The organism is Natranaerovirga pectinivora, from assembly GCF_004342165.1.
Taxonomy (GTDB): Bacteria; Bacillota; Clostridia; order Lachnospirales; family DSM-24629; genus Natranaerovirga; species Natranaerovirga pectinivora.
In genome coordinates this window covers 1-15,784 of record NZ_SMAL01000002.1, presented here as the reverse complement: position 1 = coordinate 15,784, position 15,784 = coordinate 1, and the positions used below count along the sequence as shown (strand labels likewise).

Genomic DNA, 15,784 nt, shown 5'->3' with positions numbered 1-15,784 from the left:
GGAAGCCTTTTTCTTCGTCGTATGGATTATCTCCTTGCCACAAATTTTCTGCTGTCGGTGAGTTTTGTATCCAGTTAATTTTTTGTTCACTGCTGTTGAGCCATTGTCGGATATTAGAGGGTTCTCATTCATTGCTACCCTGGCATATTCTAGCGGAGTCTGTGTGATAATTACCTGCTGCATCGAATGCTTTTAAACTTAGGATATGTTCTGCATAGAGCATAGGGTCACCGTTTTCATCGATGTTGATAACTCTCCATAGGATAGGTTCGTCGTAATAAGAACCAAATTGGATATAATTTCCGATTTGAACACTTGTTTATTATTTGCAAACCAATCCTCATCAATATTAGCTGACCAAGATGTATTTTAAGCTATACCCACGTTATTGTCTTCTACCATTAAACCATCTTGCTTATTAATTCCCAAAACTTCTTTACCACAAAAAGTACAAAATACTGCGCCTTCAATAAGCTTCTTTCCACATGATAGGCATATAACTTCAACCTTTGTACCACATTTATGACAGAATAAAGCTCCATCTGCCAACTTCACATCACATTTTAAACAGATCATTAAGTAGTTCCCTTTTAATATTTTTTAATTTTGCACCTTTAATTTATAAACATGCAAACAATTAAACAACTAAATAGTTTTACAATTATTTTAGTACCCTTATTAGAAATATATTTTTAAAAAATTACAACTTCAACTCTATAAACTTACCAGGTTGTACCCATAATCTACCTGAAAAATATTCTTTATGTTTTAATAACCATTCATATCCTTCAGGATATTTTTATAAATACTCTTCCTACTTCTTTTTATAATCATTAGTAATTACTTTGTTTGTTGGTTTTATGCTCTTAGGAATCCCCCTTACCATTCGTTTGAATGTTAGTCATTTGAAATAAGAAATCCTATAAATGCACCAATAAATAATCCTATTCCTGGGATTATAAGTGCACCTATTATTGCACAAATAATAATAGTGCCACATCCACCATTAGATGAATTTGAACTATTTGAGTACGTGCTTGTACTTGAACTAGTATTTATGTAGTTACTACTATTCTCTGAAGTAGGCCTTGTTATTGTGCTTATTGTGCTTGAATTACCCTTTTCTGTAGCTATGGATAATAACTCATCCAAAAAATCTGAATTCAACTTATACAGTTCTGAATACATAGCTTTAACTCTTTGTATACTATTAATAATCTGGCTATTACTTGCATAATCTAATTCTTTTATAATATCTTTAAAATAATTATCTCTCTCTTCATCTAACAAATCGTTTGACAGCCATAATGCAACCATTCTTTTAATACCATTAATTACAATAGTATCCTCTTTAAAATTATTCCATTGGTTATAACGTCTTTTGTTTTCTTGTGATATTCGATATATATCTTCATAAAGCTCTAGTTCATAATTATATAATAAGTTATAATCTCTCTTTAGTATATCTATAGATTCTATTACATTACTATAATCGTTATCTATATAACTTTGTATTACCTTTAAGTTTTTATCATAATTTTCCTTAAGTTCATCTTCTTCATACTCATCACTATTTAAATAGTAAAATATTGGTCCTTTTAATGGAGAAAGTATCCTTTCATCTTTTGATAATAAATTACATAACTCAAACGCTTGCTTTAGTTTCTTTGAATTGTTATATAATTGTTCAATTTCCTTATTGCTATTATTAATTTCAAAAGCTCTTTTTGATATTTTTTCAGATAAATTATATATTTTAGCTTCATATAATTCATAAGCTAGTTTTGCAAACTTCCATGCCACATATTCCTTAGCCTCTATTTGATCTGGAATTATCTTTTCGATTTCACAAATTGTCTTTTCAATATTATGTAAATCGTTTGCAAAAATATATACTTTCACCATTTCAAAATAATATATAAAATCTTGAAAAGAATCATCTCTATTTTTCCCTATGCATTTCTTTAAAAAATCAATTGCTTTGTCATACTCTTCTTTATCTATGTATAATGTCGATAAGGCTAAAATTATATCATCATTTATAGAGTCCAGTTCATAGGCCTTTAACCATGCTTCTTCTGCTTTATCATAATCTAACTTTACTTTATATATATAGGCAAGATTACTATAAAAAGTTGCATTATTAGGATTTATTTTAATTAACTCTGTAAATTGAACTAATGCTGCATCGTACTGTCCATCATGAATCAATGCTAGTCCTAACTTGTTTTTTGCAAAGGTTAGATTAGCCTCTATGATTAATATCTTTTTATATTCTTTTATTGCAGTTTTATAGTCTCCACTTTCTAATGCATTATTTCCTATCGTATCGTGCTCAACTATTTGATCTTTATATTGAGAAAAAGCATCATATTCAGCTCTAGATATTGGATCTATCAACCTTTCATACGCTTCTCTAATCTTTTTAAAATCTTCTGGTGCTTTCTCAGGAGGATACTTTCTTAACATTTTTACATATGCTTTTTTAATCTCTCTATCATCAACTTTATTATCAATTTGAAGAATTTCATATAAACTTTCTATTTCATCCACCCCCAATTAATTTTAATATTGCTATTTATTTAAAACATATTTAACTTTTGAATTCACAAAAATACTATCTGGTACATCTAGTTTTAGTTTATTTAAAATCTTCTTAGATTTATCTACATTTCCTTGTTTATATAACATCAATCCATAATTATACAATGAATCATCATAGTAGTTTCTTGTATTATAATTATTTATATAAATCGTATAGTATTCTTGTGCTAATTTATAATTATTACTTTTCTCATAAGAAACAGCCATAAAATATGTAGATTCTGCTACTATATTTTCTTCAACACCCTTACTAATTATATATTGAAATCTATCTATCGCTTCACTATAGTCCTTAGCTCTAAAATAAAAAATAGCATTATTGAATACTTCATATTCATTATCACTAAAGATTTTATTATTTTCTAAATCTTCATTATGCAATATATTGTCTGCATTAATCAAATCATTTTTTTCTTTTTCATATTCTAATTCACTTATCAACTTATTATAATTCGTTTTACTTATATCAAGAGCTCTACTGTATTCTTGTATCTTTTTTTGATATTCTGTAGTTCTATTTGATATATCAATAAAATTATTATTCCTTTGATAATATAACGTAGATATTATCATCAATAAAAAAAATAAAAAAGAAACTATTATTTTATTTTTGAATATATGAGTTTTATTTTGTAATACATCTTTGCAATTGATTTCATTTAAGTACAATAAATACTTATAATTATCTTTGTCCATTGTAAGAGCATATTGAATATGTTCCTTTGCTTTGCTATATTCATTTAATTCATAATAACAAAGTCCCAATATAACATAAGGTTCAATTAATTCTTCATTTTCTTTTTTAATTTCTTTTAAAATACTTATTGCATCTTTGTATTTAAAATTATTAATATTATCAATTGCAGAATTATATTTTTTAATAACCTTCTTAAAACTATCACTATTAAGAGTATCTAAATAATAATTCGCCCTGTTATTTTCATTGTCAAATGCTACACTTTTAGACCAATAAAAGTAAGCTTTGTCAAAATCACAAAGCATATATTGACAGATGCCCATTAAATTTAAAGCTTGCACATCCTTGGCACAATATTTTAAGCATATATGAATTAAGTCAACCGCTTGTGAAATTTTATTGTGTTTTATAAGTTCTAATGCTTTAGTATAATAAATATTTGATATTTCAATTAAATTGTTCATTTTATTACTCCCAAAAGACACCTCATATTTTAATGAATGTCAAAAAGCAAATCCGTTAATTCCTCATCATACTTTTCAACTAATTCCTCGTCATTATCTATTACTGCTTTTTTAAGTTTATTTAAAACCTTTTGTATCTTTTTCAAATCTGTCTCATTTATCTTTTCTTGCTTTATTTCATATAAACTTATTGTACTTTTAACCTTAGGGGCTAACTTACACTCTTTCCATTTATCTAAATTCAATTCTTCAAATAATAAAGTAGTTTCTTTATTTATACTTTGTGTATCAATTATTTTACTTATAGATTTTTGATTACTTAATATTTTAGCTGTTACTTCTAGTATACCATTCAAATTATAGGTAAAAGCTACTTCTATAGCTTCTTCTCCTGCCGGAGCTTCTGGAATTCCTTCTAACACAAATTCTCCTATCTTTGTATTTTCTATTACTAATTTGGCCTCTCCTTGATATACATCAACGTCTACACTAGTTTGATTATAATGCATAGTGTAATATGTTTTCTTTGCTGTACAGGGTATTTTGCTATCCCTCATTATAATAGGATCAAAAATACCTGACATCAATCTACCATTCCCAACATCTGCAACAACATTTGTCCCTAATGTATACCTACACACATCTGTTATTAAAACACTGTCCTCAGAACTAATTTCATCATTTTTAATTCCTGCTTGTACTGCTGCACCTAATGCCACAGCTTCATCTGGGTTTATATCTGTTTTTATCTTATTATTAAATTTTGTATTCAATAATCGTTTTACACAAGGTATTCTACTTGATCCCCCTACAGCTAATACAACATCAATATCTTCTTCATTGTATCCTGAAGCTATAAGGGCATCTTGAATTTCTTTATCCGTAGATTCTACCAAATCCATGATAAGTTCTTCAAATTTATTTCTAGTTAGTTTAATATTAATTTCTAGTGGATTTTGATTTTCATCAATAGCAACAAAAGGCAATTCTATATCAGTTACGTCAATACTTGATAATTCAATCTTAGCTCTTTCAGCTGCATCTTTTATTCTTGCCATTGTCTTTTTATTACCGCTTAAGTCTATACCATGTTTTTTCTTGAAATCTTTTATAATATAGTTTTCTATTCTTTCATCAAAATCTTTACCCCCAAGCATATTATTTCCCCTACTAGCTTTTACATCTAGTACTCCCTCAAATAATTCAAGAATAGTAACATCAAATGTACCACCACCTAAATCATACACTAGCACCTTTTCTTCACTTTCTAAATTATTAATCCCATATGCAAGTGCAGCAGCGGTGGGTTCATTTATAATCCTTTCTACCTTTAATCCGGCCAGCGCTCCTGCTTCTTTTGTTGCTTGCCTTTGTAGGTCATTAAAGTTTGCTGGCACAGTTATTACTGCTTCTGTTACTACTTCTCCTAAATAGTCTTCAGCATATTTCTTAGATTTTTCTAAAATCATAGCTGATATTTGTTGGGGTGAAAATTCTTTTTCTCCAAGAGTAACTTTTTCACTACTTCCCATTAATCTTTTTACTTCCATTACAGTTCTTTCTGGCTTTAATACAGCTTGTCTCTTTGGTGATGATCCTATAATTATTTCATTATCATCCGTAAGCCCCACTACTGAAGGTGTTATTCTAGATCCTAAGTCATTTACTATAATCTCTGGCTTGCCATTTTTAATGTATGCAATTTCAAATGTTGTAGTTCCCAAATCAATTCCAATTATTCTACCCATATATAATTACTCCTAATCCCTTAATATTTATTTAACTGCAATTACAGCTGCTGTTCTTATAACTTTTCCATTAAGCGTATAACCTTTTTTAATAACATCAATAATTTCATATTTATTTTTTTCATTATCATCAACAGCTTCAATACATTCATGTAATTCTGAATTAAATATTTCTCCTACTGTTGGTATTTCTTCAAATGATAACTCTCTCAATTCCTTTCTTATAATTTTCATTACACTATTTAAGTTATTGATTAAAGCTTCATTTTGAGATTGTATTGCAAACCGATAAATACTATCTATTTGATCTAGTATTATTAAAACCTTTTTGGCAAATTTTTGCCCCTTATTTTCTTCATTAGCCAATTCTCTTTTCAATGAATTAATCTTGCTGTTTTTACCTTCCAACTCTTCTCTTAACAGCTCCATAGTTATTGTATTTTTTTTACTAATTTTATCAATGTTACTTATTTTATTTTCGACTTGCATTAAAGGTTCGTACAAATCATTTAACGGTTGTTCATTTATATTTATTGATTTTTTTTTGAATTTTTTCAATTCCTCTTGTAAAGAAATCAATTTTCCTCCCCCTTTATCAAAATAATACACCTTGACAAAATTATTATACATAAAAATCTATAATTTTGCCATATTTTTCATAAAAATACTTTTTATTACCCCCCTTGTATAACTAAATCATTTCCTATCGAACATTCAAATTGATTTCTTTAAAATAATTTATAATCTAATATTTCATTTCTTATTACTGTTCTTTTTTATAACTATTAGTTTATATCATCAAAATAGTGGTTGTTCCATCAGTTATTCCATATTTTACTATCTAATAAGTTTAATAGTATCAAGGAATTAGAAAAAGCAATCCACGAATATATTGAATTTTATAACACTATACGATTGCAGAAAAAACTAAAAGGCTTAACTCCGATTGAATATCGAAATCAAGCCTTAGCAAGCTAATACTTTTATTTTTTTACACTGTCTACTTGACAGAGGTCAGTTCAGTTTGAGGGAATATATAACACCACTTTCATATTCAACTTTAAACATTAAAACCCTTTGATATCAACTTATTTCATCTCTATCAACACGACTGTTTCAACGTGTGTGTTGGCAAGAAAGTGTGATAATTATATGCAGAATATAGGGGTTTTGCGTAAAAGCAGAGCCCCCTTTAACTCCGGGGGGTCTGCTTTAAATTGGAAATTGAACCTTTACGCAAAATACTATTTTAAAATTAAAATAACTACATTAACAATTGTTATATAAGCTCAGTATAGTTTCTGCCACCATATATTATCCTAAGTACAATAACAGACTTTTCTTCATTAATAATACGATATATTATAAGATAATTCTTAATAGCAATTTTCCTATAAGATTCTTTGCAAAGTCTTGCATCATTACACAAGCTATAAATGTACGGATTATTTACAAGAGCTTCATAACTTATCTCAACATCATCGAGAAAAGTTTTTGCTGCTTTAGGGTTAACAAGTTCTACTGCAATATAATGAATGATATCATCTATATCCTTATAAACTTCTTTTGAAACAATAATCTTATAAGGCATATTTTTCTCTCAATTTTTTAATAGATTCAAATCCATCTATTACTTCACCTTTACTAATTGATTTCTCTGCTTCTTCTAATTTTCTGTAAACATCATTCATTAACATGTTTTTTTCATAGGTTTCCATACTCATAATAACCATATCACCATATCCATTTTTAGTTATAAAAACTGGTTCATTAGTTTCACGACATATCTCTGAAAGTTCTTTAGTTTTTTTTAAGTCTCTAATTGGAATTATCTGAGGCATAATCTCATCTCCTTTATATCTGTGAGTTAATTATACCATAATTATGACCTAAATAACAAGATTATAATACCTATAAAATCAAGAGTAAAAGATCCCAATGCAATTTACCCTACTATGAGCAGATGTATTTCTGATATCTTATTATTTAGCATTTTCAATTTTATATACTTTCTTTATGTATTTCACTATCTTTACAAAATAATTCTTTCTCATTTAAAGAGCTTCATTTTTTGATATTGTAACATAAAAACATAACGAATTACACGGAATTAGTGACATCTATTATTATATCTGGCAAGACTGAAAAAGAAACGTTTTGAGAGATTTGAAGCTAAACTTCTGGAAAAAAGCAAGGCACTCTACAAAATTGAAGTAGGGTGACTTGCTTCTTTATTGTTTTACTGGAATTTTGGGAGCAAAATATCTCTTTGATACAATAAAATTTACCATATTTTTGCTACTTCTCAGATTGCAACTCGTTTTATTCTAATAAATTATGATTGACAACTGGTTAAATATATATTCCGAATCTACACCTTTGACATTTATTTCAACAGTATATCTTAGTTGTATAGCACAGAAAATCGCATACGATACCCGCTTTCATCGCCTTTGTCACTCATGGTATATGCGCGTGCCTTCACAGCTTCAAGTGTTAGATCTTCAATATGAAAAATCGGATTGTCTACAATTTCCCATAATTCATTCGGAACAAAATGGAAACGCGGTATTGGATAAAGTTCAATTTTATAATTCTTTGTATCAACAACTGATGTAATTCTTACTGCATCAGATTCAGAAAAGTTTGATACCCTCCACGCCATATTATTTAAGCCTTTACACCATAATGCGACAGATAATTAAATTCCTGATTGATAAAACGCACGGATGATTCAAAGACAAAACCCCTTGGAAGCTTTTGAGGAAGATATGCACCAAAATCTTCTTCCTCATAAGCTTCTTCAACAGATAATTTATCATCTCTCAACTCGGGTATTACAGGGCTAAGCACAGAAAATTTGGCTGCTCCCCCTGAAATAATGCCATAAATCAGCTCTGGGAACATTTCTTTGTATTTTCAATAAGCACCTCATCGCCTGCGTCGACACAATTTCAAGATAATAGCCTACATTTTATAGTCAAAATGGTGCTACGCACCATCTTAACTATCGGCCGCGCGGCCGTTATATGAAGTCAAGTACGGAGGCACATAATGAACTAAAATCTAAGTGGAATTAAGGACTTTGTTATCTGTATGGACTCCTTATAGTCTTCATGATATAAGAATGATTTAAGCCCTTTCTCTGAAACATCTAGGTTATTCTTAGGACCAATCATTATCTTTTTGACAACAGAATTAAATTGATCTACAGAAAAATTCAGTTCAATGTACGGGATAACGATACCGTTTGATGAGCGATGATTTAAATACTGCTTTAATAAATTCTTATCTTCTAATAAAACGGTTAATCTTGTCTCTTGCTCCGGTTCAAAATGAATTTGTTTAAAATTAAGAGAATAAAACCTCAGTATTCCTGCGTATTCAATCAATAACTTATTTATCATATAGCCACTAAGCAAACCTTGTCTGTAATCTATAACAGCTTTTTTCATCAACTTAGTAATCTTCGTAATAATTTCAGTTTGCTGTTCTTCATTATATATTACTTTACTCAGGTTTATTTTTACCCTATCAAGAGCTGATACTTTATGCACCTCTCTATTGGATTTATAATCCACATCTAAATTCTGCCTTGATGCACTAATTAGTTCAGGTGGATTGAAAGATATATTATATCCATCTACTTGTGAATAATACGACCATAAAGGTAATAAATCATCTTGTTCAGAAAACGACATAATGAACACTTGTTGACCATTCCAAGTCGGACGACTCACATAGTCAAATATTTTATTCATTTCTCTACTATTAAAATCAAATTCCTTATAGCAGATATTTGAAATAAGGTCTAGCGTATACTTGACTTCATTCCTATCATTCAGAAAGTCAGAATCTGATAACCACAACTTTCTGTTTCTAAGAATGCTCATCAATGCATGAATATCTGTATAATGATGGACTGAGTGACCAAACGTATCTTCAAAGTATGGATTTTCACTAAAGCTCATATATTGCTCATAAATATCTTTCCATCTTCTCAAAATATCACCTCTCAGCATTCGCGACATATTAAGATTTTCAAAGCCTTCTTTATAGATTAGCACTCTAAATTCTTTCATTACTTTTTATGTAGAATTTTTTTATCTTATTTTTAATAACTGACGTCTATTGTAAGTATAATTATGGAGGAATGCGTGAAAGCAGCCCCCCCGAGGGTCTAAAAAACCCACAAACTCTAGTCTGTGTGAACATATTTAATACCTATTTGATTATCCTAAATCTTAAACCCCTTAATTCCAACCTATTTCTTCTCTATTAACACAACCGTCTCAACGTGTGTTTTGGTAGTAAGGTGATAATAATACGCAGAATATAGGGGTTTGCGTATTATTATCCTTCTTTTTTGTTCACTAAACACCCTTTAATTAAAAGAGCCGTCTCTACGACAGCCCTTTAATTTATACTTTACATTAAATCATTAACCATACTTATTTACTTTAATTAATTATCCAGGATATCCTAATACAATTCTCCAAGGCGAGTCTTCAGTTTTTTTATCTAGAAAAAATTCCCGTTCAAAACCCCTTAAATCTGGGACAGCCATATATACTCTTGCTTCATCAGTATATACCAAATCACCATAAACCCAAAAGCCTATTCTATCAAAATACTCACCAAAGGTAAAGTTTCCCATATAATATCCTTTATCTTTTAAATCATCCACTGTTTCAAAATACACTCTAATACCCTCTAATTCAATCATTTCATATGGATTTTTATACCAATTATATGGATGTTCTTCAAAACCTTTCTCTCTTACTTCACTATGTTTTATAATTTCTTGCCAATCTCTTTCCTTCTCCGCCTCAAAATACTTATAAATAACTTCTTTTGCTTCTTTTACTCTATCTGATTCTTCCTCTTTTACTTCATTATCTTCTTTTATTACATCTGTTTCTATATTACTATTTATTTTATTTTCTTGACTACAACCAGCACTTATCATAATTAATATGATAATACTTAGTAATATAGTAATTTTTTTTAACATTCAATCATCCTCCTTATTTATTTCCATATATTCCCCAGTAAACCGTTGGTAGATTTCCAATTACATAATCATGTTGTGATAAAAACATGTCTACTCTTGCACGTTCAAGACTTACACTACGCTGAGTTATCAAATAATCCATACCAACTTCATTGTGGTACGCTCTTCCTGTTACAATTACGCTATGCCCCCATTCTCTGTGGGTAGGAAGAAATTGTATAATATCTCCTATTTGGAGACTCAATTTCGGGATTTGTATAGCATTTATTCTTGAATTGCTGCTTGAAAGATAGTTATATAATAGATGAGCACTAGTCCAAGAAGATGATCTATTACCTGAGCTTATATAAAACCAATTATGATCAGTATGACTTGCTCCTACGTGTTGACTAATTCCTCCACCCTCATACAAGCATTGTGATACAAAATTTGTACAATCTCCACCTATCGTTTCAAAGTTAAAATACTTTGGATTAGGATTTCTAGCATGTGTTCTAGCATAAGCTACAGCCCCTTCTCTGTTATATGTTGAAGATACTGATACAAAATTTGACACATTTAATGGCTCAAGTCTTGAATATGGTGTATCCTCTTTATCTTCTACACTCATTTTATTCACTTCTTGCTCCAATATAGTATTATATTCATTCAAATTATCAACATTATTAATATCTAAGTCAAGAAACTCTAACTCACTTTCGATCAAAAGGCAAATAAATCCATCAATTGATCTTATTTTAAAGTTTTTATTTTTTTCTAGTACTATATCATAAGTATCTCTGATAAGTGTTTCAATATCTGGAGTTACATTGTAATTAAATTTCTTATCTATTGTTACATTAACATACGCTACATCATCTCGAATTTCAATAGTATTGAATGTAAAATCTTGGGTTTTATTTATCTCTTGTAATTTATGCTTTGTAGCTAGTAAAATTCTTCTATTTAAAACTGTATTTATAATTCTTTTATTTACTTCCATATCAGTCTCATTATTATCTGTAAAATATTTATTCATAAGTTTAAATTCCTGGTCATTATTTGCAAAAGCATTCTCGTAATCTACAAAAAAATTAACAATTAAGTTTTTAATATTTTGTGTTTCATGTTGTTCATTTGCAAAAACATCTCCCTCAAATGTTATTAATAACATTATAACTAATAATAAACTTGTAATTTTTTTCATAAGTTCTCCCTCTTTCATAATTTAAATTTGTTTTATCTACTAAAATTTTTCACTCATAAATAATTGACCTACTGATATTCATAGTTCCTTCAATAAGAATTGTAGCATTATATACATATGCATATGATAGCATCCTATATTGATAACCACTTGGTACATACCAGTTTTCTCCTAATACAGCTAATGTCCCTTCCTGGTTAGTTTCCCAACGTTTTACTGTGGTCCATCCACCATTATGGTATCTTTGTAAATGGATTTCAATTCTTATCCTATCTACATTTCTTGCATCTACTATAGATGTTAAGATTGCTTTTCCTTGATTGGAAATATTAAAATTATTAAAAACCTAAGTTTCAAAACTACTAAAATAGATTTTGTTGGTACTGTAAATATATAATAATATGTTTCTTCAGATATTAACACCTCCTTTTTGCTTACATATATATAACAAATAAAGCAGTATTATTCTTACACTTTTTTATTAATTTTTGTATTTTTGGAATATTGCACAAAAAAAGACCGACTAGGTAATTTCTCACACAGTCGGCTCCTATTAAATTTTACATTCTATAACCGCCCCATCCATTAAGGATAAGATGATCATTCCTCCATCAAATACAACCATCTTCTCAATAAGTATATTTAATAAATCTGCATCAAACCTTACTAGTGGCTCTGCTTTTTCTATTATCTCTATAAACTGTTTTGCCTTATACTTCTTTAGCAAATCATCACTATCCAAATGCTCTTCCCACTTCTTTTTAAAATAATCTTTATTCTCTAACACCATATTAAATGTATTTATAAATGCTTCATACAAAACCTTATCATCTATGTGCTTATTATCACAAGCCTTTTTACCTTTTATTTCATACTTCCTATTACATCTCCAAATATATCGCCTTAGTCTTTCATCTGTTGAGTTCCAAACTTTCCTTCCAAAAATACTACCGCAGCATCCACAAATAACTTTTCCAGCAAAAGGGTTCTCCTTACACGAATAATCTATCTTGGTTAGTCCATACCTTTCTACATAGTTTTTTCTTCTCTCCATCTCTAGCTATACTGTTTCCCACATTTCTTTATCTATAATAGCTGGATGGCTTTCTTCTACATAGTACATTGGTACTTCACCTTTGTTTTCTACCCGTTTCTTCGTAAGGAAATCCACTGTATAGGTCTTTTGAAGTATAGCATCTCCTTTGTACTTTTCATTTGTTAGCATTTTTCTAATACTACTTACATACCATTTAGTTGTTCCATTCCAGTTTTGTATTCTTTCCTCTTCCAATTCTTTGGCTATTCTATTGGCACCTTTTCCATTTAGGAAATCTTTATAAATTCGTTTAACTATTTTAGCTTGTTTTTCATTAATAACAAGGTTTCCATCTTCATCTTTATCATACCCTAAGAATTTTTTATGGTTTACAATAACTTTACCTTGTTCAAACTTTCTCCTTATGCCCCAAGTGGAGTTTTCACTAATACTTCTTGACTCATCTTGGGCCAGTGAACTTAAAATAGTTAATAGTACCTCACCTTTTGAATCTAATGTATTGATATTTTCCTTTTCGAATAATACCCCAATACCCAGCTCCTTAAGTGTTCTTACATAATTTAAAGTATCTAGAGTGTTTCTAGCAAATCTTGAAATAGACTTTGTAATGATTACATCTATTTTTTTCTCTCTACAAAGGTCTAACATTCTTTTAAATTCTGGTCTGTTCTCTGTTGTTCCTGTTATGCCCTTATCTGCAAAAATACCGACAAAGTCATACTCTGGGTTTGAAGTGATAAGTCTTTTATAGTAAGTGATTTGATTTTCTAATGACTCACCTTGCTTAGTGTTATCTGTTGATACCCTTGCATAAGCACAGACTTTTAGTTTTTTATTTTCTACCTTTTTAGTTGGTTCAATAATTCTTACACGCATTGCCTTGCCCCCTTTCTATCATTTGGTTAGTACCATTAATCACTCTGTTTTTGATAGAAGTCAAGTTATATGTGCTACTTATGAAACTCTAGAATAGTGGCATCAAACCCCGCTTTTCTAAGGTTCTCTACTTGCTTATTTGCATTTTCTTTCACTAAAAAAGAACCTGCCATTACTCTATAAAAAGTTTGTTTGCCTTCTACAGTAGATGGTGGTTCTTCTATATTAGATGGTTATTGTTCTTCTATGCCTAGTTGTTCTAAGATAACTTTTGTAATACCTTTAATAATCTCATTTCTTTTTGAATCAAATATTTTATTGTCTTTTGTACTGTCAATAAAACCTATATCTATTAAAAGTTTCATTTGTTTTATTTCTCACATTTAAAAAGCTTTAAAACTTAAATCAGTTTAAGAAGGCCTTTTTATTTTTACATTAATACTTATATTAATCTCAATATACGTATATTAGTAATTATTCAAAACGAAACCTAAGATTTAATTTTAGGTTCTAGATACAAACTTTATCAATATCCTTAATGCATTAATTACTTCATCATAAGAAATTTCTTCTGCATATCTATAATCTCTAGTATACTTTATCTATCTTGATTTCAATGAGTCACTTTTTTGAAGTTCTTCAATTCTTTTTTCAATATCATTAAAAATGTGAAAAGTTTCTCGATGTTTTGCAGTCTTTCTTAAAGCTTCCACAAAAACCGAATTATCAAATTTCTGAGTTTTGGTCAAAATGTAGACATCATAAAAATCCCTTGGTCTAGTATTTAACTCTCCTCTTCTTACTATTGTTTCAACTTTTTCAGCCAGCACCGTTTCAATATTGTACGCCCACACGCCAATGGTACCTTCTTCAAAAATCATCTTGAACAAATAGAATACTTCTTTGGGTGTTATGGCATCACCTGTAGTAATATCAATCTGAATTGGTGTAATAATCGTGTCATAATCTGCTTTTATACTTACCCTATATCCACCATATACATCCTCATCCCTTATGGAATCAATTCCTATAAATGAAAACACTACATTATCGTTGACTTCTAAACAACATATTTCATTAATAGCCTTAGTCAACGCATCGCTATTAATTGGGTAATTTTTAATCGTTGCATCCATATCCATTGTTGCTCGATTATCAATGCCAACTAGTGCAGCAATTAACATCCCTCCTTTCAGAATAAACTTGTCATTATAATCTGATATTGATAATCTCTCAAGAAACCGTTCAAACATATAATTCTACAAAATAACTTGAGCAGAGATATCTTTCTTCTTTGCAAGATTTCTAATTTTTGCCTTTAAACTCATGGCTTTACCATTCATAGTAGCACCTCCAAGTAATTCTTTAGAACTGTTTCTATTTTAAGACTTTTAGCATAGTCCATAAGCAGAGAATAATCTACCCGCTTCAATTTTACAAATCTCTTCAATGCTTCATTCAAAATTTGAATATCTACTCGGCTTCTGCTCCGCACTATATCGCATATTGTTCTTTCAATATTATATACTTTTATAGGATTACTAAATGGGGTATTTACATCAATTATTCCTAAATCATATAAGTCTTTCTTGATGTAATAAACTTTAACTCGCTCAGAAACATTATCCACTACTTTATATCCACTAGGTACAGTTGCAGAATATTCAAATGGTGTCCTATCTGATAGTCCATGTAAAAAAAGTGCCGTCTCATGTGAATATATAAATTTAGGATACTTACTTTGGATTGCATACATTTCATCGTGAATAGCATCGTTGGATACATAAACCCCTCTATCTACTCTTTCTAGTTTACCGTCAGCCACCATCATTGAGAGATATATTCTTGGAATTTCATATTTATCAAGATCAGAACTTAAAATAGTACCGTGACCTAGTTCAATTAGCTCTTCTAATTTTTTTAGGTAATACATGTCCATCGCCCCTTTTTTACAAACATACTTATATTATATGGTAAGTAAGTATTTTTGTAAAGACGATTGCAACTTCATTTAAAAGTTTACCTATGTTTAATCTCTAAAAAAAATGGTTCTATAATAAATGTTGGGGTGTAAAAACCTCAACATTATTTTTTTGTAAAAAAATAATGCACTTATCCTCAATTCCCTTTAACATGTT

Annotated in this window: 17 protein-coding genes and 1 pseudogene; 1 reads left to right on the top strand and 17 read right to left on the bottom strand. The window is 29.4% G+C overall.

Annotation, left to right across the window (positions count from 1 at the left end; translation table 11 throughout):
- Positions 1 to 369: 369 nt before the first annotated feature.
- The 5 genes from EDC18_RS02675 to EDC18_RS02655 form a co-directional block, all read right to left on the bottom strand.
- Complete coding sequence (locus EDC18_RS02675) at positions 370 to 576, bottom strand: zinc ribbon domain-containing protein (protein WP_132250038.1); 207 nt, start codon at positions 574 to 576, stop codon at positions 370 to 372.
- A gap of 321 nt (positions 577 to 897) precedes the next feature.
- The gene (locus EDC18_RS02670) at positions 898 to 2,553 is read right to left on the bottom strand and encodes a DnaJ domain-containing protein (RefSeq protein WP_165878448.1); all 1,656 of its coding nucleotides are present in this window, start codon (positions 2,551 to 2,553) and stop codon (positions 898 to 900) included.
- Between the two features lie 21 nt (positions 2,554 to 2,574).
- The gene (locus EDC18_RS02665) at positions 2,575 to 3,765 is read right to left on the bottom strand and encodes a tetratricopeptide repeat protein (RefSeq protein WP_132250034.1); all 1,191 of its coding nucleotides are present in this window, start codon (positions 3,763 to 3,765) and stop codon (positions 2,575 to 2,577) included.
- A gap of 29 nt (positions 3,766 to 3,794) precedes the next feature.
- Positions 3,795 to 5,513, bottom strand: coding sequence for an Hsp70 family protein (locus EDC18_RS02660; protein WP_132250032.1), 1,719 nt, complete (start codon positions 5,511 to 5,513; stop codon positions 3,795 to 3,797).
- A gap of 27 nt (positions 5,514 to 5,540) precedes the next feature.
- Positions 5,541 to 6,092, bottom strand: a complete 552-nt coding sequence (locus EDC18_RS02655; RefSeq protein WP_132250030.1) for a nucleotide exchange factor GrpE — start codon at positions 6,090 to 6,092, stop codon at positions 5,541 to 5,543.
- Between the two features lie 276 nt (positions 6,093 to 6,368).
- Here EDC18_RS02655 and EDC18_RS02650 point away from each other — a divergent pair.
- A pseudogene (locus tag EDC18_RS02650) lies at positions 6,369 to 6,491 on the top strand (IS3 family transposase); the annotation flags it as partial.
- Positions 6,492 to 6,792: 301 nt separating this feature from the next.
- Here the strand turns inward: EDC18_RS02650 and EDC18_RS02645 are convergent.
- The 12 genes from EDC18_RS02645 to EDC18_RS02600 form a co-directional block, all read right to left on the bottom strand.
- The gene (locus EDC18_RS02645; RefSeq protein WP_132250026.1) at positions 6,793 to 7,104 is read right to left on the bottom strand and encodes a type II toxin-antitoxin system RelE/ParE family toxin; all 312 of its coding nucleotides are present in this window, start codon (positions 7,102 to 7,104) and stop codon (positions 6,793 to 6,795) included.
- Positions 7,094 to 7,354 (bottom strand): type II toxin-antitoxin system prevent-host-death family antitoxin, encoded by a 261-nt coding sequence (locus EDC18_RS02640; protein ID WP_132250024.1) that lies wholly within the window; start codon positions 7,352 to 7,354, stop codon positions 7,094 to 7,096. The genes EDC18_RS02645 and EDC18_RS02640 overlap by 11 nt, the downstream gene beginning before the upstream one ends.
- A gap of 829 nt (positions 7,355 to 8,183) precedes the next feature.
- The gene (locus EDC18_RS02635; RefSeq protein WP_165878447.1) at positions 8,184 to 8,366 is read right to left on the bottom strand and encodes a hypothetical protein; all 183 of its coding nucleotides are present in this window, start codon (positions 8,364 to 8,366) and stop codon (positions 8,184 to 8,186) included.
- Between the two features lie 206 nt (positions 8,367 to 8,572).
- The gene (locus EDC18_RS02630; protein WP_165878446.1) at positions 8,573 to 9,517 is read right to left on the bottom strand and encodes a DUF2971 domain-containing protein; all 945 of its coding nucleotides are present in this window, start codon (positions 9,515 to 9,517) and stop codon (positions 8,573 to 8,575) included.
- Positions 9,518 to 9,981: 464 nt separating this feature from the next.
- Entirely contained in the window at positions 9,982 to 10,527 is a 546-nt protein-coding gene (locus EDC18_RS02625) for a hypothetical protein (RefSeq protein WP_132250018.1), read from the bottom strand.
- A gap of 13 nt (positions 10,528 to 10,540) precedes the next feature.
- Complete coding sequence (locus tag EDC18_RS02620) at positions 10,541 to 11,713, bottom strand: amidase domain-containing protein (protein WP_165878445.1); 1,173 nt, start codon at positions 11,711 to 11,713, stop codon at positions 10,541 to 10,543.
- Between the two features lie 553 nt (positions 11,714 to 12,266).
- On the bottom strand, positions 12,267 to 12,767 hold the full coding sequence (locus EDC18_RS14905; protein WP_341472704.1) for a recombinase zinc ribbon domain-containing protein: 501 nt from the start codon (positions 12,765 to 12,767) through the stop codon (positions 12,267 to 12,269).
- A gap of 6 nt (positions 12,768 to 12,773) precedes the next feature.
- Positions 12,774 to 13,646: a recombinase family protein gene (locus EDC18_RS14900; protein ID WP_341472703.1), complete on the bottom strand. Its 873-nt coding sequence runs from the start codon at positions 13,644 to 13,646 to the stop codon at positions 12,774 to 12,776.
- A 74-nt stretch (positions 13,647 to 13,720) separates the two neighbouring features.
- A complete protein-coding gene (locus EDC18_RS14930; protein WP_371829309.1) occupies positions 13,721 to 13,870 on the bottom strand; it encodes an SPOR domain-containing protein in 150 nt (49 codons plus the stop codon).
- A gap of 9 nt (positions 13,871 to 13,879) precedes the next feature.
- Positions 13,880 to 14,011: a hypothetical protein gene (locus EDC18_RS14830; RefSeq protein WP_279230893.1), complete on the bottom strand. Its 132-nt coding sequence runs from the start codon at positions 14,009 to 14,011 to the stop codon at positions 13,880 to 13,882.
- Positions 14,012 to 14,248: 237 nt separating this feature from the next.
- Positions 14,249 to 14,899, bottom strand: coding sequence for a nucleotidyl transferase AbiEii/AbiGii toxin family protein (locus EDC18_RS02605; protein ID WP_132250014.1), 651 nt, complete (start codon positions 14,897 to 14,899; stop codon positions 14,249 to 14,251).
- A gap of 86 nt (positions 14,900 to 14,985) precedes the next feature.
- On the bottom strand, positions 14,986 to 15,579 hold the full coding sequence (locus tag EDC18_RS02600; protein ID WP_165878444.1) for a type IV toxin-antitoxin system AbiEi family antitoxin domain-containing protein: 594 nt from the start codon (positions 15,577 to 15,579) through the stop codon (positions 14,986 to 14,988).
- Positions 15,580 to 15,784: the final 205 nt, after the last annotated feature.

Coding starts and splice junctions, on each gene's coding strand:
- EDC18_RS02675 (WP_132250038.1), bottom strand. CDS start 576: ATGATCTGTTTAAAATGTGATGTGAAGTTGGCAGATGGAGCTTTATTC.
- EDC18_RS02665 (WP_132250034.1), bottom strand. CDS start 3,765: ATGAACAATTTAATTGAAATATCAAATATTTATTATACTAAAGCATTA.
- EDC18_RS02660 (WP_132250032.1), bottom strand. CDS start 5,513: ATGGGTAGAATAATTGGAATTGATTTGGGAACTACAACATTTGAAATT.
- EDC18_RS02645 (WP_132250026.1), bottom strand. CDS start 7,104: ATGCCTTATAAGATTATTGTTTCAAAAGAAGTTTATAAGGATATAGAT.
- EDC18_RS02640 (WP_132250024.1), bottom strand. CDS start 7,354: ATGCCTCAGATAATTCCAATTAGAGACTTAAAAAAAACTAAAGAACTT.
- EDC18_RS02625 (WP_132250018.1), bottom strand. CDS start 10,527: ATGTTAAAAAAAATTACTATATTACTAAGTATTATCATATTAATTATG.
- EDC18_RS02620 (WP_165878445.1), bottom strand. CDS start 11,713: ATGAAAAAAATTACAAGTTTATTATTAGTTATAATGTTATTAATAACA.
- EDC18_RS14905 (WP_341472704.1), bottom strand. CDS start 12,767: ATGGAGAGAAGAAAAAACTATGTAGAAAGGTATGGACTAACCAAGATA.
- EDC18_RS14900 (WP_341472703.1), bottom strand. CDS start 13,646: ATGCGTGTAAGAATTATTGAACCAACTAAAAAGGTAGAAAATAAAAAA.
- EDC18_RS14830 (WP_279230893.1), bottom strand. CDS start 14,011: ATGAAACTTTTAATAGATATAGGTTTTATTGACAGTACAAAAGACAAT.
- EDC18_RS02605 (WP_132250014.1), bottom strand. CDS start 14,899: ATGTTTGAACGGTTTCTTGAGAGATTATCAATATCAGATTATAATGAC.
- EDC18_RS02600 (WP_165878444.1), bottom strand. CDS start 15,579: ATGTATTACCTAAAAAAATTAGAAGAGCTAATTGAACTAGGTCACGGT.